The organism is Stieleria magnilauensis (assembly GCA_007753675.1).
Lineage (GTDB): Bacteria > Planctomycetota > Planctomycetia > Pirellulales > Pirellulaceae > Stieleria > Stieleria magnilauensis.
On record CP036432.1, the window covers coordinates 4,178,609 to 4,204,623 of the forward strand.

General features: G+C 59.3%; 20 protein-coding genes. 11 read left to right on the forward strand and 9 right to left on the reverse strand.

Going from position 1 to position 26,015, the window contains the following annotated elements; all coding sequences use genetic code 11:
* The first annotated feature begins 40 nt into the window (after positions 1 to 40).
* The 6 genes from TBK1r_RS14750 to TBK1r_RS14775 all read left to right on the forward strand — a co-directional run bounded on the left by TBK1r_RS14750 (position 41) and on the right by TBK1r_RS14775 (position 10,041).
* On the forward strand, positions 41 to 2,539 hold the full coding sequence (locus TBK1r_RS14750; RefSeq protein WP_145211943.1) for a TonB-dependent receptor plug domain-containing protein: 2,499 nt from the start codon (positions 41 to 43) through the stop codon (positions 2,537 to 2,539).
* 186 nt (positions 2,540 to 2,725) lie between these two features.
* On the forward strand, positions 2,726 to 3,370 hold the full coding sequence (locus tag TBK1r_RS14755; RefSeq protein ID WP_419581360.1) for a YfiR family protein: 645 nt from the start codon (positions 2,726 to 2,728) through the stop codon (positions 3,368 to 3,370).
* Between the two features lie 24 nt (positions 3,371 to 3,394).
* Entirely contained in the window at positions 3,395 to 4,921 is a 1,527-nt protein-coding gene (locus TBK1r_RS14760; RefSeq protein WP_145211949.1) for a sensor histidine kinase, read from the forward strand.
* Between the two features lie 108 nt (positions 4,922 to 5,029).
* Positions 5,030 to 5,482, forward strand: a complete 453-nt coding sequence (locus TBK1r_RS14765; RefSeq protein WP_145211952.1) for a response regulator — start codon at positions 5,030 to 5,032, stop codon at positions 5,480 to 5,482.
* A gap of 3 nt (positions 5,483 to 5,485) precedes the next feature.
* Positions 5,486 to 7,906, forward strand: coding sequence for a hybrid sensor histidine kinase/response regulator (locus TBK1r_RS14770; RefSeq protein WP_145211955.1), 2,421 nt, complete (start codon positions 5,486 to 5,488; stop codon positions 7,904 to 7,906).
* Positions 7,907 to 7,932: 26 nt separating this feature from the next.
* A complete protein-coding gene (locus tag TBK1r_RS14775) occupies positions 7,933 to 10,041 on the forward strand; it encodes a hypothetical protein (protein ID WP_145211958.1) in 2,109 nt (702 codons plus the stop codon).
* Positions 10,042 to 10,522: 481 nt separating this feature from the next.
* On the opposite strand, the gene miaA is transcribed toward TBK1r_RS14775, so the two are convergent.
* Positions 10,523 to 11,500, reverse strand: coding sequence for a tRNA (adenosine(37)-N6)-dimethylallyltransferase MiaA (gene miaA / locus TBK1r_RS14780; RefSeq protein WP_145211961.1), 978 nt, complete (start codon positions 11,498 to 11,500; stop codon positions 10,523 to 10,525).
* A gap of 111 nt (positions 11,501 to 11,611) precedes the next feature.
* Here miaA and TBK1r_RS14785 point away from each other — a divergent pair, with 111 nt between their 5' ends.
* Positions 11,612 to 12,181, forward strand: coding sequence for a GNAT family N-acetyltransferase (locus tag TBK1r_RS14785; RefSeq protein WP_419581361.1), 570 nt, complete (start codon positions 11,612 to 11,614; stop codon positions 12,179 to 12,181).
* A gap of 121 nt (positions 12,182 to 12,302) precedes the next feature.
* Here TBK1r_RS14785 and TBK1r_RS14790 read toward each other — a convergent pair whose 3' ends face one another.
* The 5 genes from TBK1r_RS14790 to TBK1r_RS14810 form a co-directional block, all read right to left on the reverse strand.
* Positions 12,303 to 14,573: a hypothetical protein gene (locus tag TBK1r_RS14790; protein ID WP_145211964.1), complete on the reverse strand. Its 2,271-nt coding sequence runs from the start codon at positions 14,571 to 14,573 to the stop codon at positions 12,303 to 12,305.
* Positions 14,570 to 15,175, reverse strand: coding sequence for an RNA polymerase sigma factor (locus TBK1r_RS14795; RefSeq protein ID WP_372896217.1), 606 nt, complete (start codon positions 15,173 to 15,175; stop codon positions 14,570 to 14,572). Before TBK1r_RS14795 ends, TBK1r_RS14790 begins: the two co-directional genes overlap by 4 nt.
* Before the next feature lie 66 nt (positions 15,176 to 15,241).
* On the reverse strand, positions 15,242 to 16,516 hold the full coding sequence (locus tag TBK1r_RS14800) for a DUF1501 domain-containing protein (RefSeq protein ID WP_419581362.1): 1,275 nt from the start codon (positions 16,514 to 16,516) through the stop codon (positions 15,242 to 15,244).
* 82 nt (positions 16,517 to 16,598) lie between these two features.
* Complete coding sequence (locus TBK1r_RS14805) at positions 16,599 to 18,221, reverse strand: DUF1549 domain-containing protein (RefSeq protein WP_419581563.1); 1,623 nt, start codon at positions 18,219 to 18,221, stop codon at positions 16,599 to 16,601.
* Positions 18,222 to 18,389: 168 nt separating this feature from the next.
* Positions 18,390 to 18,689 carry a hypothetical protein gene (locus tag TBK1r_RS14810; protein WP_145211967.1) on the reverse strand — a complete coding sequence of 100 codons (300 nt, stop codon included), beginning with the start codon at positions 18,687 to 18,689 and terminating at the stop codon, positions 18,390 to 18,392.
* 60 nt (positions 18,690 to 18,749) lie between these two features.
* Here TBK1r_RS14810 and TBK1r_RS14815 point away from each other — a divergent pair, with 60 nt between their 5' ends.
* Together TBK1r_RS14815 and TBK1r_RS14820 are read left to right on the forward strand one after the other, a co-directional pair.
* Entirely contained in the window at positions 18,750 to 19,166 is a 417-nt protein-coding gene (locus TBK1r_RS14815; RefSeq protein WP_145211970.1) for a hypothetical protein, read from the forward strand.
* A gap of 193 nt (positions 19,167 to 19,359) precedes the next feature.
* Entirely contained in the window at positions 19,360 to 20,274 is a 915-nt protein-coding gene (locus TBK1r_RS14820) for a cysteine peptidase family C39 domain-containing protein (protein ID WP_145211973.1), read from the forward strand.
* Here TBK1r_RS14820 and TBK1r_RS14825 read toward each other — a convergent pair.
* On the reverse strand, positions 20,253 to 20,594 hold the full coding sequence (locus tag TBK1r_RS14825; protein ID WP_145211976.1) for a hypothetical protein: 342 nt from the start codon (positions 20,592 to 20,594) through the stop codon (positions 20,253 to 20,255). The genes TBK1r_RS14820 and TBK1r_RS14825 overlap by 22 nt on opposite strands.
* Positions 20,595 to 21,086: 492 nt before the next feature.
* Between TBK1r_RS14825 and rnc the strand changes: the two genes are divergently transcribed.
* Positions 21,087 to 21,884, forward strand: coding sequence for a ribonuclease III (rnc, locus tag TBK1r_RS14830; protein WP_145222632.1), 798 nt, complete (start codon positions 21,087 to 21,089; stop codon positions 21,882 to 21,884).
* Here rnc and TBK1r_RS14835 read toward each other — a convergent pair.
* Positions 21,881 to 22,909, reverse strand: a complete 1,029-nt coding sequence (locus TBK1r_RS14835) for a beta-ketoacyl-ACP synthase III (RefSeq protein ID WP_145222630.1) — start codon at positions 22,907 to 22,909, stop codon at positions 21,881 to 21,883. The genes rnc and TBK1r_RS14835 overlap by 4 nt on opposite strands.
* Positions 22,910 to 23,133: 224 nt before the next feature.
* Between TBK1r_RS14835 and TBK1r_RS14840 the strand changes: the two genes are divergently transcribed.
* The gene (locus TBK1r_RS14840) at positions 23,134 to 24,147 is read left to right on the forward strand and encodes a S26 family signal peptidase (RefSeq protein ID WP_145211979.1); all 1,014 of its coding nucleotides are present in this window, start codon (positions 23,134 to 23,136) and stop codon (positions 24,145 to 24,147) included.
* A gap of 32 nt (positions 24,148 to 24,179) precedes the next feature.
* Here the strand turns inward: TBK1r_RS14840 and TBK1r_RS14845 are convergent, their stop codons facing one another.
* The gene (locus TBK1r_RS14845) at positions 24,180 to 25,097 is read right to left on the reverse strand and encodes a DUF6655 family protein (protein ID WP_145211982.1); all 918 of its coding nucleotides are present in this window, start codon (positions 25,095 to 25,097) and stop codon (positions 24,180 to 24,182) included.
* Positions 25,098 to 26,015: the final 918 nt, after the last annotated feature.

The window sequence follows — 26,015 nt, forward strand, 5'->3', positions numbered from 1 at the left end:
GGGATGCATTCTTTTCCGCGCCTTTTGGTACGCCCGTCTCATGAAACGAACGACGCTCGCCGCACTGTGCTGTCTCGGGTTGAGCCTGGAGACGTGGTCGGTCGGACAGGAACCGGCACCCAAGCGACTCGGATTGACGGCCATCGGTCAACTGGCCGAGGGCGGTCAGCAAACGCCCGGCGAACTGGTTCCGGCGACGGTGGAACCGCCGCCTGGGGAACCGCCGCCTGGGGAACCGCTGCCTGCAGAATCACTGACCGACGGTGGGCTGGGTGCCGCCGACGCCGACGACACGGACGCTGCTGCCGTCGAAACTGAGTCCGACAGTCAAGGCGAAGAGGAGCCAGCTGCCGAAGACCAGGAGTCGCTAGCCGACACGCTCGGCTTTGATCTCTCTGCACTGGAAGACTTTGCCGAGCAACCGCTATTGGTTCCCGTCGAAGCGCCGGCAACGCTGGCGACACTGGACACCATCGACGAAATCGCTCCCATCTCGATCGGGGGCGGCATTCCGGCGATCTCTCGAATCACCCCGGCCGCGGTCACACGCATCGGTGCCCCGACGATCTGGTCCTCCGGCGCACGCAATCTGGACGAATTGCTGGATATTTTGGTGCCCAATTTCCAGCATGTGCATCAAGTGGCCACCGGTCCCAAGATGGGCATGCGAGGCATCATCAGCGACCGCGATGACAAGATTTTGTTGAAGGTCAACGGCCGGATCATGAACAACCGGGGTGAGTCCGGTGCGTATCACGAGCGAGATCTGCCGCTGCTCGGTGACCTTCACCTTGTCGACGTCCTACGCGGTCCCGGCGGGGCGACCGATGGTCCGGGCGCCATCGCAGGTGTGATCAACTTGCAAACGCACACGGGTCTGACGTTCCAGGGACTCGACGCCACCGTCCGGCAAGGCTTCATCGACGAATTCACGGCGACCGAACTGCGTTACGGCCGCAAGTTCGATGAGGACACGGGCGTGTTCGTCTATTACGGCATCGCAACCCAAGATGGCGCCGATCAATCCGATGCGCCCTTGGTGTTCGGTCGCAGCTTCCTTGCCCGAGACAACATCCCGGTGACGGCCGGTGAGCCGGTGACGTTCAATGTCCAGGACGACGGCCGCGGGTACCGTTCCAAGCCGAAACACAAGTTTCACGCACAGGTGACCGATGGCAATCTCAACGCCTGGGTCCGCTACACGCGTGGCGGTCAACAAATCGATCCCGATCGGCGTGACGTTGCCGTCGCGCCGGCCGGTGAGGCAAATCCCGGCGACAGTTTTGCCGACCTGCAAACCTCGCAGGCCGGCTACCAACAACTGACCTTTGCCGGCAAGTACTTGTTTGAATGCACCGAGTCTCTGAATGTGGAGTGGATGGCGAGTTGGGATCTGTTCGATTTCGAACGCTTCACGCCGCGAGACGGGATCATCACCAACCGCGAAGACGAGTTCTACACGCGTTTGCTGGCCCGCTGGACGCCCAACGAGCGGCACACTCTGGCATTTGGGACGGCACTTTCGTACGAGTGGTTTGGGTTACCAAGTCCCGGGTATCCCGGATTGCCGGCCAACGTCGAAGGCGTGCCTGCCCCGATCGAAGGCCCGTGGGAAACGGATACGTTTTCGTTGATGGGTGAGTACGTGTTGCGGTTCAACGAGCGTTGGACCGCATTCGCCGGGCTCCGCAGCGACAAGCACTCTTACAGTGAGTGGTTGCTCTCGCCACGGACGGCATTGGTGTTCGCACCCAATGAACAAGATACATACAAAGCGATCTGGTCGGTGGCCAACCGACGTGCGACCGACGGCGACCTGAGACGCCAGTTCGTCGAACAAGGAAGCTTCAGTGAGGCGGAAGAAAACGAAAGTGCCGAGTTCCGCTACGAGCGGCGGCCCTGCGACCATCTTTACTTCGGCGCCAGCGGCTTTTACCAGTACTACACCGCGATCGGGTTCAATCCCACGCCGACCGTGCGACGGCAGACGGTGTTGGGCAAGTTCAAGATGGCCGGTTTGGAATTGGAATCGTCTTATCGGACCGAGTGCTACCAATGGTCGCTTTCGCACTCCTACACCCAGTTGATCAGCGGGTTTCTGCCGGACATCACCCGGAACCAAGGCATCAGCGCCGAGCCGTATGGTTTCGGCAACGACTTGGTGAGTTGGTCGCCGCATTTGACCAAGTTGTACGCCAACCGAGAATGGAATTCACTTTGGAGCACCAGCGGGTCGCTGCGTGCCTATTGGGGTTTCCCTGGTGACGAAGACCTGGCCAATTACAACGAAAGCTTGCCGGCCCCGAACGGCTTTCTGCCGTACATCGATCCGGGTTACAAGAAAGCCTTCCGCGGCAGCTACTTCCTGGACTTCGGCATCCAACGCAAGATCTGCTGTGGTCAGGGCCGGATGCGATTGGACTTCTACAACGTGCTCGGCTGGATCGACCGAGATCTAAACAAACGCAATGTGCTGCGACGGGCCTATTACCGCAGCGAGGCGGCGGCGATCGCGTTGACGGTTCAGCGAACATTTTAGCGGGTGATCCATCACCCCACGGTCTCAGAATTCTTGCCCGGCCGGTTCACAATGACTAAGTTGAATAGCATGAACACGCTCCGGGGTCCGTGGGCTCACGTCCATCGGCTGATTCAATCCACACGCCGCGGTGGTGCCGGATACCGTTTGGAATGGCGGACGCCACAAAGGTCCGCGAGGCTGCACATGCGCCGTTCACTTTCATTGCTTTGCGTTTTGATCACCTGTGGATTACTGATCGATGCGCGTTCCCTCGACGCCCAACAGCCGGCGCCGCAGAACGAATACGACATCAAAGCCGGTTGGTTTTATTTCTTGGGCGGCTTGATTCAATGGCCGAAGCAGCCGTTTAAGGGAGCCGACAAAGATTTCGTGATCGGTGTGCTGGGAAACAATCCGTTCGGAGCCTACATCCGCCCGGTTGGCAATGGAGCATCCATCAAATCGACAAGAATCACGACCGATACGATCCAGCGTAAACCGATCAAAGTCATCCAGTACAGCTCGGTCGCTGAGTTTCAAAACAGCTACAGTCCGTGTCACATTTTATTCATCTCACGTTCTTCCGCCCCCGGAGTTCTCGGGGAAACGGCACAGGCACGGGTCGAAGCGGCCTTGCAGAAAACCACGGGGCAACCGGTGGTCCTGGTCGGAGAGGCGGAAAACGAGGCCGAGTCGTTGGTCTACGCCAAGTCGGGGATCATCATCTGTTACTGGAACGATCTTCAAGAAAAGCGTGTCAAGATGGTTGTCAACGACACCCATGCCAAACGCGGACAGCTAAAGGTTCTTTCCCCCCTCTTACGCTTAAGAATTGTCACGGTGCTCTAAGACATTCAATCAGGACCCCACAGCATGCGACCGCTACGCGACCTGTCGATTCGAGTCAAATTAACAGGTTCGTTGATTGCCGTCGTCAGCATCGTGTTGTTGTTGTCGACCGTCGCGGGACTGGTCGAGCAACATCGCTCGGCAAAGACCGCCATGATGAACCAGTTTTCCGTGTTGGCCGATGCGTTGGGTGACGCCAGCATCACGCCATTGGTCTTTGACGACGTTGACACGGGGGCGGAAGTTTTGGCGTCGGCGCGTCTGGAACCCAAGATTCTGTTCGTGCAAACCTTCGACGCCAATGGAAACCGATTCGCTTCCTACCAAGCCCCTGATTTCGCGTCCGAAGAAGTGGTCCTGCCGCCCGGTGAAGATCAATTCCTTTTCGAAGGTGAGTTCCTGCACGTGTCGAAATCGATTGACCGAGACGGAGCGACGATGGGAAGGATTTATTTGCGGGCGAGCATGAAAGACCTATACGCGACGACGCGTCACAAGATTTTCCTCGCGACGCTCTCGCTGTTGATTTGTCTGTTTATCGCGATCCTGCTCGGCTCACTGCTGCAGCGAGAGATTGCCAGGCCGATCCTGGAATTGGCCGCTGCGACCAAGAAGGTGTCCGGCGAAGGGGATTTTACCGCACGCGTGCACAGCAACTCCGGTGACGAAATCGGCGTGCTATGCGACGGTTTCAACACCATGCTCGATCAAATCCAACAACGTGATCGAGAGTTGGAGAAACATCGCGCGCATCTGGAGGAATTGGTGCGGGAGCGGACCAGTCGACTGGAAGCCCAGACGCAGGAATTGACCGATTCCAACGCCCAACTGGAACGCAGCAATCAAGAACTCGATGATTTCGCCTACATCGTCTCGCACGATTTGAAGGAACCGTTGCGTGGGATCTCACGTTACTCCTCGTTTATTGCCGAAGACTATGCCGGGAAGTTAGACGAGGCCGGCCACGAAAAACTTGAGACGCTGCAACGGCTTTGTTTACGTCAGGAAAACCTGATCGATTCGCTCCTGCATTATTCCCGCGTCGGCCGCGCCGAACTGGCGATCGCTCCGACCGACCTGAACGACGTCATCGAACAAGTTCTCGACATGATGCATATTACTTTAGAGGAACTGGGTATCGAGGTGCGAGTACCGCGACATTTGCCGACCGTGGCCTGTGACTCGGTCCGAATCGTTGAAGTTTTTCGCAATCTGATCACCAATGCGGTAAAGTACAATGACAAGGCGGACAAGTGGATCGAAATCGGTTTTCAGCAACATGGTGAGTCCGGCGGCAACGATCTGAACCCAACCGGCTTCGTCTTTTATGTCCGTGACAACGGGATCGGCATCCGAGAAAAGCACCAGGAGTCCGTCTTTCGAATTTTCAAACGGCTTCACGCCCGGGACAAGTACGGCGGCGGAACCGGCGCGGGATTGACGTTTGTGAAGAAGATTGTGGAGCGACATGGTGGTAAGATCTGGCTGGAATCGACGTTCGGTGAAGGCACCACGTTTTATTTCACGCTTGAAAAAGGAATCGTCGCGTGAGTTGACCGAGCTATTTTTCGTAGGCGAAGGTTGGACGTGTCATTTCGATGCCATCGGAAACACTCGAGCCGATTGTGCAAAACCCGATGCAGAGGAGACGCGTGACTGATGGTCGACTGGAGCAATCAACCGATCCTGATCGTCGAAGACAGTCCGGAGGACTTTGAAGCGACCGTCCGCGCTTTGAGGTCCTCGGGGCTTCGCAATTCGCTGTACCGATGTAGCGACGGTGACGAGGCACTCGATTACCTGCACCGCCGTGGCGATTACGCATCGGCCGACACCGCGCCGCGTCCGGGGATCATTCTGTTGGACTTGAATCTGCCCGGGACTGATGGTCGTGAAGTGCTCGAAGAGATCAAGCAAGATCCTGAGTTGAAAAAGATCCCCGTGGTCGTGCTGACAACGTCAACCGACGAACGGGATATCGAGGCGTGTTATGAGTTTGGTGCGAACAGCTACATCCAGAAGCCGGTGGATCTGGCTGGGTTCGTCAATGCGATTCAGCGGCTGAAAGATTACTGGTTCCGGATCGTGGTGTTCCCCAAGACCGACGACTGAGAAATGACGCTTCGTATTTTGATCGTCGACGACAGCCCCGAAGACCGTGAGGTCTACCGGCGGCTGTTGGCCCAGCAAGCCTGGAACGAATACGACGTGGCCGAAGCGGATTGCGGCGAAGATGGGCTTGACGCGTGTCGGGACCATCCGCCGGATTGCATTTTGCTCGATTACAATCTGCCCGATCTGGACGGTCTGGAATTCCTCACCGAACTCCATGACGCCGTCCCCGATCACCACCTTGCCGTCGTGATGTTGACCGGCCAGGGCAACGAATCGATCGCCGTCGAAGCGATGAAGAAAGGTGCCCAGGATTATCTGGTCAAGGGTGAACTGACATCGGACAACCTGCAGCGAGCGGTCTCCAACGCCGTTGAAAAGGTCAGCCTGCAACGCGAAGTCGAACTGCAGCGCGAAGAACTGAAGCAGCGCAACGAACAGTTGCAACTGGCCAAGGAAGCCGCCGAGGCCGCCAACCGCGCCAAGAGCGATTTCCTGGCCAACATGAGTCATGAAATCCGCACGCCGATGAACGGCATCATCGGGATGACCGAGCTGTTGCTCAGCACGCAACACACAGCGGAACAAAATGAATACCTGTCGATGGTCAAAGACTCCGCCGACGCGCTGCTTCGACTGCTCAACGACATCCTGGATTTTTCAAAGATCGAAGCCGGAAAGCTCGCTTTGGAGGCGACGCATTTCAACCTGCGTGATTGCATCGGCAAGACCGGTCAAACGCTGGGAATTCGCGCGGCCGACAAATCGTTGGAGTTGCATTGTCGGATCGACCCGGAATTACCAGAGTACCTGCTCGGGGACGCCGGGCGGCTGCGCCAAATCATCGTCAACCTGGCCGGAAACGCCATCAAATTCACCAGCGAAGGTGAAGTCGTCATTAATGTGGCCGAGGAAGCTCGGTTTGACGATCAGGTGCGATTGCATGTCTCGGTGTCCGACACGGGAATCGGGATTGCCCCGGAGCACCAGAAGAATGTGTTTGGGGTGTTCGAGCAAGCGGACTCTTCGATCACGCGAAAGTTCGGCGGCACGGGACTGGGGCTGGCCATCTCCTCGCAACTGGTGGCGATGATGGGCGGACGGATTTGGCTGGAAAGCGAACTCGGTAAGGGCACCACGTTTCATTTCACCTGTGAGTTCGGGCTCGGCGCACCACAGCCGACCGTATCGCCGATCGACCGTTCGGCGCTCGAGGGGCTGGCAACACTGGTCGTCGACGACAACTTGACCAACCGTCGAATCTTGGAAGAGATTCTGAACAATTGGAAGATGCAGCCGGAAACGGCTGAGAGCGGTGCGGCGGCCTTGAGTGAGCTGACGCGGGCGACGGCCGATGGCCGGCCGTATCAGCTGGTGCTGCTCGACGCGATGATGCCGGAAATGGACGGATTCGAATTGGCCAAACGCATTCACGCCGATCCGAACATCAACCGCTGCACCCTGGTCATGATTTCCTCGGCGGCGCGACCCGGTGATGCAGACCGCTGTCGCGAACTGGGCATCCTGCGGTACATGACCAAACCGGTCGTCCAGTCGGAGCTGCTCGAGACACTGTTGGAGGTGTTCGGCGAGCAGGCCGCCCAGGATCGTGCAGCGCAGTCCGATTCCGGCGAACCGGCAGAGCCGTCCGCGGGGCTGAAGATTCTGCTGGCCGAGGACGGGTTGGTCAATCAACGCGTCGCCGTCGGGCTGTTGCAGATGCGCGGCCACCACGTGACGATCGCCAACAACGGCAAAGAAGCCGTCGACGCGGTTCGCAACGACCGCTACGACGTCGTGCTGATGGACGTGCAAATGCCCGAGATGGACGGTTTGGAAGCGACGATCGCGATTCGTGAACTGGAGAAACCAAACGGCCGACACACGCCGATCATTGCGATGACCGCCGCGGCGATGAAGGGCGATCGCGAAAAGTGCTTGCAGGTCGGCATGGACGGCTATATCTCCAAACCGATCGACCCTGAACAACTCACCAGCACCCTCCAACAGATCTCTCCGGCCGAATCCGGTCCCGCCGCCGACGTGACGGCGCCCGCGACGCCACCGGAATCCACCGACGTGATCGACCTGGAATTCGCCCAGACGAGAATTCCCGGCGGAGCCCAAGGCGTCAAGGAAGTGGCACAGTTGTTGATCGACGAATGCCCGAAGATGATCCATGAAATACGTGAAGGCTTGGCCAACCAGGACGCCAATCAAGTTCGACGCGGAGCCCACACGCTGAAGGGGTCTGCCGATTGGTTTGCCGCCAAGCGGGTTGTCGCGACGGCCAAACGATTGGAAACTTACGCCCATGATGGAGACCTGGAATCCGCCTCGACGGTCTTGCCAGAGCTTGAAGCCGAGGTGCGGCAACTCGTCGATGCCGTCAAAGAGCTGACGAAGCCCGCCGCCTCACAATAGCAATCGCCCCCCGTTTCGTCTTCCCAATGCCCTACCTCCCGTCCATGCCGACGCGATGCATCGCTCGGACTGTTGCCACATTCTGTTTCCTTGCCATCGCGTCACAGACCGGATCGGCGCAGACAGCCCCGTCGTTGTCCATCGATCAAGACGGGCTGAAGCTGATCCATTCCGATCACGCCGCATCGGCACTGCATTCGCCCACCGAAGGTCTATGGTCGATCGGTACCGGATGGAGCGAAAATGCGTCGACGGCCTGGCACCACGGGCAACCCGACCACGTGGAACGACGTGGGCCGTGGTCGATCGCGACCGGAACGGTTTCGACGGTCGATGGCGTCTGGGAAATCCGCGACCTCTATCGCGTGATGCCTCTGGGGGTGGTGCAAGCCAAACGGCGCTGGCACTACACCGGAGAAAAGCCCAGCGGACCGGTCGTGCTGTCGGTCCGATTCGTGATCGATTCGGCCAAGAATGAGACACCGCAACCGTTCTTGCCCGGCATCAATTATTACGGCAATCCGTCCGGAACCCGAATCGATGACACGCGCGTCCCCACGTGGTCCGGCCGACCTGGCGAAGAGGCGTTGTACGAAGAGCATCGCTATCCATTGCCGTTTGCCGCAGTCGAACAGACGGGTAAGGCAGTCGCGGCGATCCACAGCCGACCGTCGCGGTTACCCTTTGCGGCACGCGAGGATCTTTGGTGGTCGCTCGGTTTGGTGGCCGGCGAGGGGACCGTTGGGATGACGCTGCGAAGTGGCCCCACCGCATCCAATGGCCAACGGGGCGTGGTCAAGGCGCGGCAAACAATGTTCTTGCCGTACGAAGACGCACACTTGGTCGACATCCCGCCGGGCGCGATCATCGAGAAAGAGTTTTGGTTGCAGTTCACTCCGGCGACGGATCCGGGCCACGGCTTTCGCCATCCGCTTTGGACGTCCATTGACTTGTTTGATCCCCGCACCGATCGCTCGCTGCCACGTCCGGCGGACGTGATGGCGGCCAAGATGAACGACACGTTCGATCGCTGGCACGAAGACGACCAGTGTGCCGGATTCCGGACGCGACCGCCGGGCAGCAATCCGTGGATCATGATGGGCTGGGCCGATCGCGCCGAAGTCGCTCCGCGGGCGCTGCTGGGGATGGATCTTCGACCCTACACCGATCAACCGGACAAATGGAAACAGCGGGCCGCCGACGCGCTCGACTTCCTGACGTCGGCCCCGACGCGGAAAGCCCCCTACGGCGATGGTTTTCCGATCGTCTATGACTATCAATCGCACCGCTGGCTTCCACTTCAGAATCCGCTTTCCCAGGCCCAGACGCTCCACGCCATGGTGGATGCCATCACCGAAACGGATCACCCGCATCGAGATCAATGGATGCGTTTCGTCGCGACACACCTGGACGCGATCGCCGAGCGTATTTTGAAGTCCGATTGGCGGCCCGTGTCCACCAACGAAGCGTTTGCGATCGCGCCTCTGGTCAAAGGCAGCAGCTATGCGTCGAACGATCGGTGGATGGCCGCGGCGATCAAGCTAGCCGATCACACGATCGAGCGTCATCTGGACATGAAAGAACCGTATTGGGGGGGCACGTTGGACGCCCGCTGCGAAGACAAGGAGGGGGCTTGGGCGGCGTTGCAGGGGTTTGCCGCACTGTACCGGGCCAGCCGCGATCCCCGCTACCTCCGCGCGGCGGTTCATGCCGGTGATGTCTGCTTAAGTTATCTGTATGTCTGGGACGTTACGTTGCCGCCGGGACGTTTGGCCGATCATGATTTGAAGACGCGCGGTTGGACCGGCGTCTCGGTGCAGAACCAACACCTGGATGTGTTCGGCGTTGTGTTCACTCCCACGTTATGGGAACTGGCCGACTGGACCGGCGACCAGCGGTATCGTCAGCTCGCCAAAATCATGTTCGTCAGCTGTGGGCAAATGACGGATCTGGCAACCGGGGTCCAGGGCGAACAGTTGCTGCAAACCAATTATGAACAGCATGACCCCCGCGACGTCGTCGAAGGGATGCGTGGTGATTACGCCGAACGGTGGAACATCTACTGGATCACCGCACACTTTTTGACCGCGGCGGCCGACTTTGAGAAACTGGGCGTCGATTGGCGATCGTTTTGAACGGCGTGGAGGTGCCCCCGGTTTGGCAACGCTGTAAATCAATCTCAATGGTGAGGCTCGGACGCTGGCGCGAACCGGCTGATGTCAAACGATGATCAGCCGTTTGGCGCGAGCCTACGGGCCCTCATCTGAGGAAGCGCCGCTTCACTTAGCGGTATTGGGCTTTAGCCGCTCTCTGTCGCTGCGTATCAGCGACCGGAAATCGCCTGAAGTGGTCCGGAGGTGGTGCTGCGCTGACCTCCGGCGACTCGCTGAAATCCCTCGGGATACTACGGACGCTCGGCGCGTCGCATCTGTGTCGGCCAGACATCAAGGGGGCAGTCGGCTCAGTAGCGTGAAAGTCGATGGAGGACTAGGATTCCGCCGCACCTTGGTTTTCGGGTAGGCGGTAGTGGACGAGGCGACGAGTCCTCTGTCGTCGGCATATTGGCAAGGACTCGTCGCCTCGTCCACTACCCGAAAATTCAGCTGCGATAGAGCACTAGGATGCGGTTCCCGTCTGCTCGATGTGCTGGAGCAAGAACTCGAGCGCAGCGGATTCAGTGTCGAGTTGATCCAGCTCGACGGTGGTGATTTCGCTGAACGATCGAAACCAGGTTTCCTGGCGTTTGGCCAGCTGTCGGGTGTGGGTCGCCACCAGGTCTTTCAGTGCATCGATGGGACCGCCGCCTGCCGCTTTCCAGTCCAGGATTTCTCGATAGCCGACGGCTTGGGAGGCGGTCCGGGACAACGAACCAAACCGCTCGACCAATTGCTCGACTTCTTCAATCAGCCCCCGCTCAAACATTTGCTCGACACGTTCGTTGATCCGCTGATGAAGTTTGCCTCGATCGTGTCGGAGCGCAAACACGTTGCAGGACCGCGCGTCGACGTGGCGGTCGAATTGAACCTGTCGATGGCTCAGCGGCATCCCGGTGTGCTTAGAAACCTCCAGCGCCCGAATCATGCGGCGCGTGTCTCCCGGCGCGATCCGGGCGGCCGAAACGGGGTCGACCTGAACCAACCGCTGTCGCAGTGCCTCCGCCCCGAACGTCTCGAGGTCACGTTGCACCGATTCGCGAAACTCCCAGTCCGGCGGCGGCCCCACATCAAACCCCCTCAACACTGCCTTGAGGAACATCGGAGTTCCGCCGACAAAGATCGGGCGTTTTCCACGGCTGCAGATCTCGCCGACGCGTTGATGGGCTTCGGCCAAGTAGCACGCAACGCTGAAATCCTGATCGGGATTGGCCAGATCGAGCAGGTAGTGGGGCACCCTGGCGCGGTCGGCGGCACTCGGTTTGGCCGTCCCGATGTCCATGTGTCGATACACCGCGATCGAATCGAGCGACAAAATCTCGCCCCCGATCGCTTCGGCCAATCGCAGCGCCAGCGACGTTTTCCCCGAGGCCGTCGGACCGGTCAGGACAATGGTTTGTTCAACCAGGGGTGGAAAAGTCGTTGGAGTCGGTTCGGACATCGGCACGCCGGATAAGCCAAAAAAGAAGATTTCCCATTTGAAGGGGTTGCCCAAAGTTTACGCAGATGCGGTCGGATCGGTAAACGCGTGGTAGAATCAAGCATCATGGGCATGACGTATTTCAAACGATATCGAATGGAATTTGACCTTCGCGATTGGCGTGGGGACGATGCGCGTCTGCCCGAAGGCTACGAGCTGTTGCCCTACCTGCCAGGGCTGTTGCGGGAACACGCGATCGCCAAGTTCAATAGTTTCAAGGAGGAATTGGACGCGAACGTTTTCCCCTGCTTGTCTCGACGCGACGGCTGTTTGCGGCTGATGCGTGAGATCACCAGCCGCGGAGATTTCGTCCCCGACGCGACCTGGCTGATCCGCGCACTCGAAACGAACCCGAAAACCGGCGCGGTCCAGCCCTACGCCGTGGGAACCATTCAGGGACTTTCCACCGAAGGCTGGGGCTCGATCCAAAATGTCGGAATCGATCCGGCGCATCGAGGCAGAGGCTTGGGATCGATTCTGCTGTCCAAGGCTGCGACCGGTTTTCGCGCCGTCGGCTTGGAGCGGATGCACCTGGAAGTCACGACGGAGAACACCGGCGCGGTGCGGTTGTACGAACGACTGGGATTCAAGCGGTCCAGTGTCGTCTACAAGGCGGCGGAAGTCGCCGGGGCGAACGCCTAGTACTCCGCCGCAGCTTGGTTTTGGGTAGGCGGTAGGGGACGAGGCGACGAGTCCTTGCCAATCTGCCGACTACACAGGACTCGTCGCCTCGCCCACTACCCGAAAATTGAGCTGCGATAGACTACTCGTTTCTGAGGATCCACCAGATCCGGCTGAGCGCCGATTCTCGGCTCCTGGATTCTTCTTTCAACCGGTTTGCCGCCGCGGTGATTTCCGGCGTGACACGGTTGCGACCGGACAGGTAGACCAAGTGCTGGACTTGCAACTCGAAATCGTCGATCGAACGCAACCACGAAACCGGCAACGCGGCTTCGTCACCGGGAAAGTCGACGCTCAATTGTTGCAAGAAACTCGACGCATTTTCCGCATCGACCTCGGCAAGCGATTTGGGCGATCGCCGAGGACCATCGATCGGTTGAGCCAGGATGGCGCCCTGGTCGTCCGGGCTGAATTGCCCCCCGACACGACGCATGGCAACTTCGACACGCTGATCCAATGAAGAGGTCGGAGTTTGAATCGCAGCCGCGAAGGCTTGAACCAACTCCAACGCTTCCTTTCGCTCCTGCTCGGATGACGTCAACATCGCATCGCCTTGCAGAACATTGGGTACGCTGCGGTGGGCCATCGGGGACGCGATGATCAGCGCCAACGTTCTGGCGACATCGAAGTCATTGGCCTTCAAGTCGTCGGCGAGTTGCCTGTGCAAGCGATCCAGGTTTCCATCGACCGGAGGCGCGAAGGCGTCCACGGGAGACGGTTTCAGGGGGCGGCCGTGAACCAATTGCCAAAGCGAGTCCACCAAGCTGTCGGCCAGCACGTCGCTGCCGACGAGCGTCTTGGTCCAGGTTTGGAAGTCTTCCATTTGCTCGGTCGACTGCAACAGGTACTTGCTGACCTTCGGAACCGCCATGCGTTGACGCCCATCTAACAGTTCATAAAACGTCGGCTTGAGCGTCGCCGGTTGCGCGGCCACGACCCAACGATTGTCCTGTCGACGAACGACGTTGCGGACCAGGGCGACGAACGACCAATAATCATCTTGGGTCCCCGAACGACCGATGTGCGAATCATGGCATCGAACACAACGCATGTCGGCGTTGATGGAGATGCTGGCCAGGTGCGTGGCGATCCCTTCACTGCCACGACGCCCGATCGCTTGATACCACTGTCCGGATTGCTGATTGGACCCGTCGATCAACGAGACCAGGGTGACGTCCAGCTTGGCTTTGCCGCTGACACTCTTGGATAACTCGTTGACCAGCCCGGCGTTCTCGGGGCGATCCATGACCGCGACACCATTGCCAGTGGTCAATGCGAGCCAGCGTTTAGAAATCTGTTCCGCGTTGGAGGCCTCGGCCAACAGATCACGGAGCTGTTGCGGATCGCGCAACGCTTGTTCGGAAAGCTTGATTCCCAATCGGGCATTCAAGCGGGCGGCGATTTCCGCCGGCGCGGCATCAGGCGTCGGCTGGATCCCAAGCGTCTGCCAGTAATCGCGGACCGTCGCAGCGGTTTCCGCCGCGACCCGGGTCACCGCTTGTGACTCCCCCGTAGACGGCGCTGGCGAGACCGAATCGGGAGCGGCCTCAGGCGACGGATCGGTGTTCGAAGCGATGTTGTGTGAGTCGAGTGGAATGCCGCGTGGCAGATCCGGTGTGTCGCTGTCGGACATCACAGGCGGGTTGTCGACCGGATCGACAATCGCGACTCGTGGGTCATCCGACGATGAGGATTCAACCAGCTCTGACGGAGACGGCTGGTCCGGAACATTTTCGGCCACGGTCAGACTTTGATCGTCCGGATCGTTCTGCAGGTCGTCCGGTCCGCTGAGGTAAACGACGGCCAGGAGACAAGCGGCGACGGCGATCAAGATCGAGACCAAACGCCCGATCGACAGCCCGCCACCGGAGGCCTTGATCGGCGGCAGCGAAGGGCTGCTTTGCTTGGCCGCGTTGGGGGATTGGGCAAGGATCGGCGCGACCAGATCGGGCGGCGACTTGCGTTTCAGCGGGTTGACTGGGACAAATTCGGTCAGCAGCGCATCGACGACGGGATCGGCATCTTCGGCAAACTCATTGCGTTTACTGTCGGCCGACTCGGCAAGCCGTTGCAGGATCGTCGCGGTCAGATCGGGTGGGCACGATCGCGCGTTGTCTTCGCCAGGCAAAAACTCCGCCAACAAGGTGTCGACGACCGGATCCGCATCGTCGTCGGTGTCGAGTGGTTGTTCGTGGTTGGCGGCGGCCAGCTGCGCGAGAATGCTAGCCGACAAGTCGGGCGGCTGCTTGCGTTTGCTCGCATCGCTGGAGACAAATTCAGCCAACAACGCGTCGATCAACGGATCGGCATCGCTGCGTGCTTCGTGCGGCAGTTGGCTTGCGGATTGGGTCATGGTTCGTTTTGAAGCTGCAATTTCTCTTCGACACAGTTTCGCAGCTGTTGTTTGGCTCGCTGCATCAAGTTTCGGGCTCCGTGATCGGTGATGCCCAGGGCTTCACCGATCTCGACTCGGCTGGCGCTGGAATCGAACCTCATTCGCAAGGCGATTTGAGCCCGTTCGGTTAGTTTTTCAAAACACTGTTGAAGGGCCTCCACGGCGGCGTCGCCGGTGAGATCCTTTCCCGCCCATCGGTCCCAAGTTTCGTCGAGCAACTCGGGTTCTCCGGTGGTCTGAACGCGTCCCAGTTTGCGGTGCCTGGAGACGAGCAGGTTGTAGGCGGTTCGCCGCAAGTAGCCTGCCGTCGCGCTGTCGTTGTGCTGGACAAAATCAGGGCGCCGGAGCACACGCAAGAAGGTTTCTTGCGTCAAATCATCGGCGGTCGCGTCGTCGCATCCGAGCATTCGCAGGTAGCGCCACACGCCACGTTGGTGTCGTTGGATGAGCGTGGCCGGGTCGAGGGTTTCCGCTTCGGCCGACGGTCCATCAAACGCAGTTTCCTCGTCGACGTTGCCCTCGGGCATCGAATCGTCGGGAACATCGTTTGACTGGGTCATCGAGACGGTACTCGGCCCGGTCGAGCTTGGCGTCTGTCCGCCTAGACTGCCTTCATCCACCAATCATCAAGCCACCAATTCGCTTATCACTTTTCCACCATTGGCAATTTTCATCGGTCGTCGATTTTTGCTCATGAACGTGGTGTCGAGACTAATGCTGAGTCCCTTGCAGACGGTCGCCATCAAGTCTTCACTACTGAACGGCTCGGATTCAACCGCCGTTCCGTCGCTGCTGGTTTCACCGACGGCCAATCCGCCTTGGATGCCTGCACCGCCGACGACGCAGGACCAGGACCGTGCCCAGTGGTCTCGCCCGGCGTTCTGATTGATCCGCGGTGTTCGTCCAAATTCTCCCATCCAAATGATCGCGGTGTCTTGCAACAAACCGCGTTGTTCCAGGTCCTCGACCAGGGCGCTCATCGCCTTGTCCAGTTGCGGCAACTTCGTGTCCGCCAAGGTTTGGTGAACGTTGTTGTGCAGGTCCCAGCCACCCAAGTCGACTTCGATAAACGGGACACCGCCCTCGACCAAGCGTCTGGCCAACAGACAACCTTGGCCAAACCCGTTGGTCCCATAACGTTCTTTCGTCTTCTCGTCTTCCTTCTCGACACGGAAAGCTTCCATTTGACTGCTGGTCATCAAGTCAAACGTCTTCTTGAGCACCTTGCCGTGCTCGCCGGCGGGAAGATCACGCGTCCGGTTGGCGAAACCGCTTTCGATTTCCTGCAGGGCGGCCATCCGTTGACGTAATCGCATCCCGTCTAACTTCATGTCCAAATTGCGAATCCGTCCGCTGCTGGTGACGGCAAAGGGAGACCACGCCATCCCCAAGAATCCCGGACCCGCGCTGGCACCGCCGATGGTGACAAACGGAGGGATCTCCAGCTCGGGACGCTGCGACATCAACTCATGAGCGACGACGGCACCATAGCTGGGGTGTTCGATATTGGGGTTGGGGACGAAGCCGGTATGCATGTAGTAGCGGCCACGATTGTGGTCGGCTTCGCGGGTCGACATGCTGCGAACGATCGACAGATTGTGCATCTGTTTGGCGACCATCGGCAGATGCTCACAAATCTGCATGTCGCCGGTTGTCGAGATCGGTTGAAACGGACCACCGGTGGGCGCGCCTGGCTTCAGGTCCCACATGTCGATCGTCGGCGGGCCACCCCCCATCCAAAGCATGATCGCCGATTTCCGATTGCGACGCATCTCTTCGGCGTTGGCTGCAATGGCACCACCCATCGTCAGCGCCGCCGAGGCGGCAGCACTGGAACCCGCCAAGTGGTTCATGAAGTGTCGGCGGCTCATCCCGCTGGGAGTTTTCCAAGGTGAAATCATTGCGATTGCCTATCGAAGAATTCGGTTTCGAAGGAAGTGTTGTCAGATTGGTAACGTTTGAGAACCGCGATTGAACCCAAGCTCAATGCTGCATGATGAATTCATTGCTGTTGAGAATCGCCCACCAGACGTCCTGCAACATCTCGATCTCCTTGCCGCCACGGGCACGGTAGAGTTCACCGGCCAATGCGACTTCCCGCTTCGTCGGCTGTCGTGACAAGCCCGCCTTGTACAGTAGGTTTAATCGGTCACGGGTCGATTTGCCCGACTGTGAAAGCCGATCCAGAAAGCTGCCCGGCTTCGTGCTCGTCGCGTTTTGTGTCAATTCGCCGTTGAACAACATCAACGCCTGGGGAATCGACCCGTCAAAGGTCGTCGCTTCGTCGCCTTCGTCGGTTCCAAAGGTCACCACGAATTGACGGAGCCATTCACGACGCTTTTTCTCCTGCTGCTCGTACGTGCCCGTGGCATTGCCTCCGGAGGCGGAAACCAAGGACTGATACAGTTGCTCGGCACTCATCTGGCGGAGATAGAAGCGGGAGAACTTCGGCGTCTCGCCGATCGACGGATCATCGATCTGGTTGTTGCTGCCCAACACCGCCGCCAGCGAATAGGGCCGGCTGAGCGTGAGCCAGGTGATCAAGTCTTTGACGTTGTAACTGGATCCGCGGAACGCATTGGCCAAATCATCCAGCAATTGGGGGTGCGTCGGGTTGTTGTGGGGGCCCATGTCATCGATGGGTTTGGTGAACCCGTATCCCAGGAACATCGACCAGTAGCGATTGATCGCCATGCGGTCGAGCGACTGGCTGTCCATCATCAACCGCCCGAGTTCGTGGCGGCGATTGACGTCATCGACATATCCGCTTTTGGAAATCTCGGTGCCGTCGGTGAAAACCGGATAAGCGACTCGCGTCAGACCGTTCCGCATCTCGTAAAAGACCAACGCATCGTTCGGATCACCTGCTTCGCCGGCATAGTCCTCGCTGACCAATTCGGCGTAATCCACATCGCGCGTCCCGTCGACGAATCGGCGCAACGCACGCGTCTGTCGAAAGAACGAATTGAACTCCCAAAACTTTTGTTGCTTCCAATCATTGAAGGGGTGATTGTGGCACTGCGTGCATTGAACCTGTTGGCCGAGGAAGATCCGCGACACACTGCTTGCCGCCAACACCGCTTTCTCTTCGTTGACTTTGCCGACCAGGAAATTGACGGCTCCATTGAATCCAGGTGCCCCGGGCTTGGTCGCTCCCTCGGCGGTCACCAATTCATAGACCATTCGGTCGTAAGACTTGTTCTCGGCGAACGAGTCTCGCAGGTACTTCATCATGCCGTCGCGATTGGTCAGATCACGCCGGTCCATGCCCCCGCCGCGGCCGATCAACAGATTGCTCCAAACCGTGGCCCAATGGTTCGCATACTCTTCGGTGTAACGATCGTCATGCAACAAACGATCGACCAGCTTCGCACGACGGTTGCCGCCACGGTCGGCTGCAAATTCCTGTTGTTCTTCCAGGCTGGGAATGCGGCCGATAATGTCCAAGAACACCCGCCGACACCAAACCGCATCGTCCGCCTCCTTGGCCGGCGTGATCTCATAATCCGCCCACCCCTGCTCGATCGCATCATTGATCATCGCGATCTGGGGAGGCACGACGCTCTGCGCTCGCGCCAGCGAAGCAAACGCGATCATCAAAATCATCAGACCACCCAAAGAACGCGTCAGACGCGACAGGAAGATTGATTTTGGTGCCATGTACTGAAACCTAAACTGCTCGAGCAAACGGATGGGGTGCCCCGGTAACGGGTCGATGCGGTGAGTGCGATTCGCCCTATCCATGAAACGAAATGTCGGCGCGGTGGTACCTGATCAAGTGTCAGATTTGTCACACATTGGGAGAATCGGTCGCAGCAGCACAGATGTGTTCAGTAATGGTACCCGGTTGGACACAAAATCTTCCAGTAATTCAGCACTTTTTGCGGCAAGCTGCACGAATCGACGGGCCAGAATCCCCCTGATGGTCTGCTGCGGTCCATCAGCTGGAAAACGATGGGCTCCAGCTGTCTCACTCTGCGACGCGACCGAGCCGCAGATGGCATGATCAAGGGCATCAATCAATGGATTGACCAGACGTGTCACCAGCGTTGCGATGCTGGTCGAATCAGCCACCAGATTGGCTCAGCCACCCGATGGGCGGTCTCAACCATGTGCCATTTCAGGGAGTTTGAAATGCCGGAACTTTATCGCGGACTTGAGCATCCCTATTGTCAGCCATTTGATCCCGGTGCGGGAGCACTGCCCCCCCGCGTGACCCGCCGCACCGACGGGAATCTTGAATGCAGGGAGCGGTGGGTGGGGACCGCCCCAGCGGTGGCAGTCGGCTTGGAGGCGGGCTGGCTGATCGCAAAGAAGCCGGACGCCGCTGATGCGAAAACCGACGACGCGAAAACCGACGACGCGTCACCACGCTGTCTACAACTGGCAACCGGACAATGGTGCCTCCCGATTTGGGCGACCTGGTTTCCCAGCCCCGGTCCGGCTGTGATCTATGCGTCTGATCTGGGTTACCGGATCGGTCAATCGGTCGAAATCATTTATCTGCAACGCGACCGACAAAACGAGACAGTGCCGAGATTGCAATCATGAAAATCTGGATCGCCGCCTGATTCGCGCAGAAACCGGCGTTTGCCACGGTCCCTCGAACCGCTTTCTAAACTTTGCGCACACATTGTCTTCATGCTATCTTCATGGGCAATCGCATGGCATCTTTTTGCAATCGCCTGGATGGCGACGGGTTTGCTATGATTTTCCCGAGAGATACCCCCCAGAGAATTGGGCAATGGGAATGGACCTTTGGATCGCGATCGGTTTTATCGCCACGGTCTCCACCCTCGCGTTTGTCGCGGGACGGCGACTGTCGCTATCGGTCTACCAGAACAAGCCCCTGCTGCTGGCCGAATGCTTGATTTTTTCGCTGGTGTTCGCATTCGGTCTTGCCAATCGGTTGTCTTGGGCCCATGCCTTTCCCACGCCGGCAGCACTTTGTTGGGCAAATTGGGTGCCGGTGTTTTTGTCGTTTAGCGCCGGCTTGGCCTCCGAAGTGTCTGCGTTGCGAGCGGCGTGTCGGCACGGCGTCGCCGGGTTGATGGCGCTGCTTGCGATCGGGTTCTTGGTCTTGCCGGTGCTTCGCCCCCAATTGTTTCCGATCGAAGTGGACCGGGCGGCGACTTGGAAAGACGGAGTCTGCTTACAAAGTCATGAAGCCAGTTGCGGTCCCGCGGCCGCGGCGACATTACTTCACCAAACGGCGCTGACCACTTCGGCACGGTTGAGGTTCGCCGACGGACAGTGGGCTGGTGCACCGCTGGCGTCGGCCGAGCAATGGATGGCCGATGCATGTTTGACCAGCACCCAAGGGACGTCTTCACTGGGCTTGATTCGTGGATTGCGGATCGCCGTTGCCGACAGTTCACAACAGGTCGAAGTCGCCGACCAGGATCCAACGCTGTGGCGGGCCCGAGGCCAATTGCCCAACGTGGCCGTCGTCCGCTTCAGTGATCATCCTCGGGCCGGCGGTCCGGTCCGCCGGTTGCTCGGGACCGATGGCGAAGGACACGCGGTCGTGGTGCATAGCCGATTGGCCGATGGGCGTTGGAGAGTCGCTGACCCGGCGGTCGGCTGGCGTCTGTGGGATGACGAACACTTTCGTCGCGTATTCACCGGCGAAGCGATCTATCTTGCGACGCGTCGGTGAACGGCATCGAGCCCGAATGAGTTTTTGCGGAGGGCTTGAAGCAACTGTTCGATTTGCCGATGCGTTTGGTACGTCGTGCTGACGACCAGTCCGGGACGGTTGCCCGGGGCAGGCGACATCGTTGAACTGCCACCGAGCGACTCCCATTGGTCCGAGTGGATCGTGGTTTCGATCAGACTGATCAGGCTGTCAAAGTCTCCGCCAAGGCCGATGCCTTCGAGCCAGTAAACGCGACCGAGCAAGTGTTCGTCGCCGTAGTCTTCGGCGACCACGGTATGAAGGTTGTCTTTTGAAATGCTCGTTTTTTCCCCGTTGAACATTCGTGCGACCGGATTCCGGGCCGAATCGCGTCACGTCGACGCCCCCTTTTCAGACCGATCGGACTACCCATGAAGGTCCGCAGTTGTTAAGGTACAACCATCGCGTCGCACACCGGCGGGCGGGTCGGTCTGGTTTGGTTCGAATCGGAACCGCTGGACCCGTTCGCCGGCGTGTGACATGGATGGCATGCAAGGCTGCATCAGACGTTGCGCCTTGGTTTGCCTCACGTGTCACAGCTGCTTCTCTCTGCGTCCGCGCCTCGGGGTGTCTCCCGATCGAGGCGTCGTGCGAGTGGTGCGGTTTGGCACGTGCCTTACCAACGCACGACTCTTTCGCACGCAAGAACCTTGTCTTTACCGCTTGATTCTGAATCCGATGACGCCGAACTGGCCCCCGCCGGTTCCCTCACCGATCACCTCCATTGCTCCGACGATCACGACGATTCTTTTGAAAAGGATCCAGACGATCTCGACCAAGAACGATCCAAGCCGGTGATCGATTTCGACCCACCCGGCACCGGCGACGACGTCCGACTGGTCGCGTCGCCTCGCGACGAAAGCGGTGACCTGGATCACTCCGAGAAACTGATCCGTTGCCAACAACTGATCGATTATCAGTTCAAGGATCAGGAGTTGCTGCGTTTCGCATTGACGCACGCTTCAGGGGCATCGCATCGCTTGGCGAGCAACGAGCGATTGGAATTCCTCGGTGATAGCATCCTCGGCTTCGTCATCTGCTCGTGGTTGTACGAGGAATACCCCGAGTACAACGAAGGCGATTTGACGAAAATTAAATCGGCCGTCGTCAGCCGCCGCACCTGCGGGAAAGTGGCCTGTCAAATCGGACTGGACGAGTGCTTGATCGTGGGCCGGGGTGTGACCCGAAATCGTAGCTACCCGCGGTCGTTGGTCAGCGATGTCTTTGAATCGATCGTCGCCGCGCTGTATCTCGATGGCGGTCATGACATCGTCCGTGACCGACTGAAGACCTGGTTGCGGGGCGAAGTCGAAATGGCGGTCACCAGCCAGGGAGCAACGAATTACAAGTCGACGCTCCAGCAACGCGCCCAGCGCGATATCGCGTGCACACCCCTGTATCGACTCAAACGCGAAATGGGGCCCGACCACCGAAAATCGTTCCTGATCAGCGCCGTGATCGACGGCGAGGAATACACCGCCGCCTGGGGCACCAACAAAAAGGAAGCCGAACAAAAAGCGGCCGCCAATGCACTGGCGGAAATGAACGATGACCCGCTGCCGTATCCGCTGCCGGAAGATCCCAACAGCTAGAACCGCAGCAGCGCGGTGCCCCAAGCCAGTCCGCTTCCGAATCCGCACAGCAGCACGTAGTCACCACGCTTGATCCGCCCCGCTCGCAGGGCTTCGTCCATCGCCAGCGGGATGCTCGCCCCGGATGTGTTTCCGTAGCGATCCAGATTGACGAACACCCGGTCCTTGGGAACGCCCAGATCGGAGACGGCGGAGTCGATGATCCGCTGGTTGGCCTGGTGCATGATCACCAACGCCAGTTCCTCGGCGTTGACTTGTGCCGCCGCGAGCACGTCTTTTGCACTTTCGTCAAAGACGCGAACGGCCCACTTGAACACGTTCCGCCCATCCATCTTCATGTACTGCAGCCCCTCGCGCCGCGCCTCTTCGGTCAGCGGCAACCGAGTTCCGCCGGCGGGAATGCACAGCATTTCACCACCGCAACCTTCGCTGCCGAGCTGGTAGGACAAAATTCCCGACGGACCGTCTGCATCGGTTTGATCGACACCGCCTTCGTCAGGGCAACGAGAATCGTCTGGGCCGATCAGGACCGCGCCGGCGCCGTCACCGAACAACGGATAAGTTTTCTTATCATTGGGATCGATCGTTCGGCTCATTAAGTCGGCACCGACGATCAACACCCGTTTCGCGTTGCCGGCGGCAACGAACTGGGCACCGGTCGCCAACGCGTAAACAAACCCCGCACAGGCGGCGCCCAGATCCATCGCGGGGGCGAATGCGCCGAGTCGCTTTTGCAGGTGACACGCCGTTGAGGGCGTGAAGTGGTCCGGGGTGATCGTCGCGACCAGAATCAAGTCGACTTGGTCGACCGAGACCGAAGCGTCGGCCAGACAGCGGACGGCGGCTTCGTAGCACAGGTCGCTCGTCGCCTGATCCGCGGTCGCATGACGTCGCTCCAAAATCCCCGTGCGTCGAACGATCCACTCGCTGTCACATCCCAGCGCCGCAAGGTCTTCGTTGCTGACCACATGGTCCGGGACGTAAGATCCGCAGCCCAAGATACGAACACCCGGCAGCGATCCCATTCGGCCCCGCGTCTCAGGTTGGTGGCGGAATTCCAATTCGTCGCCGCTGGTCGAATCCGTGGCTTGTGGCGATCGTTCGGTTCGGTCAATCGTGGTCGGGTCGGGCATCACTGGAGTCTTCATCACGCGACTGGCATCATAGAAATCCCGCTTGCACTGCGTTGAGCGGTCGTGACGGAGTATAACTGGGGCACGTTTTTCTCGTCAGGTGATCACTTTTCACGATGAAACCTCTCGCCCGTCGAAGTCTGCCGATCGTCGCGATCTTGACTGCTGTCGCCGTTTTCTCCGTCGCATATCGCTGGGGCAGACGATCCGCCCACCCGAATTCGGCTGCGAGTGATTCGTCCGGCCGCCCCGCCAACGACCGCGCCCCCCTCCCCTCGGCGTTTCGGATCGTCGGCAATTCGATGGCCCCCACGCTGGTCGACGGCGACGTTTGCCAGCTCGCCGATTGCGACACTCTGCAGATCGGCGATGTCGTGGCAATCCGCTGGGGCGGCAAGCGTCACGTCAAACGCGTCGCCGCTGTCGAGGGAGACGTCGTGGATCGCGTCGAAGGTCGACTGACCGTCGGGGGGTGGCGGCTGGAAGATCGGCTCGCCCAGCGCGACACCGACGAGTTTCTGCCTCCGGCGCTGGTGCCAGTCAATTCGCAACCGGACCACTGGAGCCGTGACGCCGCGGTTCCCAGCCGACTCGTCTACGGCCATCGCAACCCACACCAAGCTGGCCGAATCACTCCCGTGATGGACGACTACCCGATCAACCAAACCGTGCGGCGAGTCCTCAATCGTGTCGATCGCTTGGTCGTTGAGATTCGAGCGAAGACGCCCACCGTTGGTCCCGAAGCTCCTTTCCGCGTCTTCTTTTATGATGCCGAGCGATCTTTGGTTTCCACCACCAGTCGCGGCGGCTGGGCGCGCTATCGCGATGCCGTTGCTGATCACACTGCTGATACCGAGCGAGGAAACGAACAACTCGGAATGCTGGACGCGGCCCATCCTGTCGCCGTCGAGTTGGACGAGCCGCAGGCATCACGGTACACGCTGCATGTTTATCGCGAAATCGAATATCGCGACGATCGACCGAGCGGCAACGTGAATTATCCGGTCACCGTGGGCGATGAAGAAGTCTTTGTGGTCGGGGACAACGTTCCCATTTCGGTCGACAGCCGAACCCTCGGCCCCCTCCAACGCACCGCCATCGAAGGACAAATCCGAACGCCAAGCCGTTGACCTCAAATCTAACAGCTAACAACTTGGCAGTTTTAACGCGGTCGCCTCTTCGGCTTGTCATCGCCGGGCGCCTTGGCCACCTCCGACGGCTTCTCGTTCTCGTCAGGCTTCTCAGACTCCTCTGGCTTGTCCGCGGGTTCCAATTCGGGCGGCGTCGGGATCGCTGATTCTTGCCCGTCGTCGCTTGAAGCGATCATGCCGTGGCCTTCACCGACATCGCCGAATTCCGGCCATCCTTCGTTGAACCGCGTTTCGGCGCTGTAGTCCACCGCGGGACGCTCATAGTCTTCGGCAACCGATGCGTTTCGACTCCGTCGGCCGAACGCAATGCCGCTGCCCACCAACTTGGTCTTTTCTCGGATTGACCCTCCCTGAAACGGCCCGATCCCCATCACCCAAGTGTTTTTCGCTGTCGCGGTTGAATGGCGGACGCCCGATTGCCAAATCGGTTTGCGGGTTTCACGGTCGTAGGCAAACGCGGCGATCTTGGCGGCGGCTTCGCGAGCCTCGCGTCGGGCCACGGAGATCTCGGGCAACGTGGGGATCGTCGGGGCGCCCGGGATGACGTTGGCTGCGCTGTTGAGCGAGTTGTTTTCCGGAATCCCGTACGTCACCTGATGCTCATCGGCACCCAACGCACCGATTCTTGCTTCGATGATGACGTCGGACTCGTTGGCCGAGTCCTGCAACAGACAGCCCGCAGCCAGGATTTGCTGACGCAAGGCACTGATCACATATTCCGCGTTGACAAAGCCGACACTCTTGACCTGTCTCAGATAGCTCGAATCCAGATAGACCTTGCGGCCCGAGAGCGGGCGAAAGTCCATGTGCTGAATGCCGCGATCGACGGCATCACTGACGACCAATTGTTCGGTCGCCTCGTACTGACGCGTGGTGCCGCAACCGGACAGTGCCAGAATCAGCAAGCTTGAGACCAACAGGCCCCGCATTGCTAGCAGGCATCGTAATCCGACAGCGTGAAACATCTGGTGCAAAGGCAGGCGAAGCGGTGGGAGATCGAGCGGCAGCCGGCACTCCGGCGTGAACTGTCACTGTTAGCGAGTCCCACCGGGCCCTGACAAGTCCGGTTCTGCCCCCGGCGCCCACCAGGAACAAGCGCCCACCGGGTCATATGCGCCCACCAAAAGAGTCGATTGGGGACACGGCACAGAGTCGATTGGGGACACAGACTCGATTGGGGACACGGCACAGAGTCGATCGGGGACACGGCGCCGTTGCAGCTGCAGGAGATAGAGTCGATTGGGGACACGGCACCGTTGCAGCTGCAGGAGATCGATTTGCAGTCAATTCCTAGCTTTCAACCGTTGCGATGCCTGCATTTTTGGAGCTGGTGCCATGTCCCCGTTTCCGAGGGTCTGTCCCCATTCCCCAGGGTCTGTCCCCATTCCCCAGGGTCTGTCCCCATTCCCCAGGGTCTGTCCCCATTCCCCAGGGTCTGCCCCCACTCCCCAGGGCCTGCCCACATTCCCCAGCGGTAGGGCATCGGGGACACGGCACAGAGGGCATCGGGGACACGGCACCGTTGCACTGCAGGAGATCGATTTGCAGTCAATTCCTAGCTTTCAACCGTTGCGATGCTTGCAATTTGGACCTGGTGCCGTGTCCCCGTGCGGTGAGTCTGTGTCCCCGTGCGGTGAGTCTATGCTTGCAATTTGGAGCTGGTGCCGTGTCCCCGTGTGGTGAATCAGTTGCAATGCTTGCAATTTGGCGTTGGTGCCGTGTCCCCGTGTGGGGAGTCTTTGAATAAAGCAACAACTGGCCTAAGAAAACCAGCGTTGAGGCGTCCAATGATCGGGGGCGAGGTGTCGTTTGCCGTTCGCCACCAGGTGGCTTACCCTGTTTCAAGC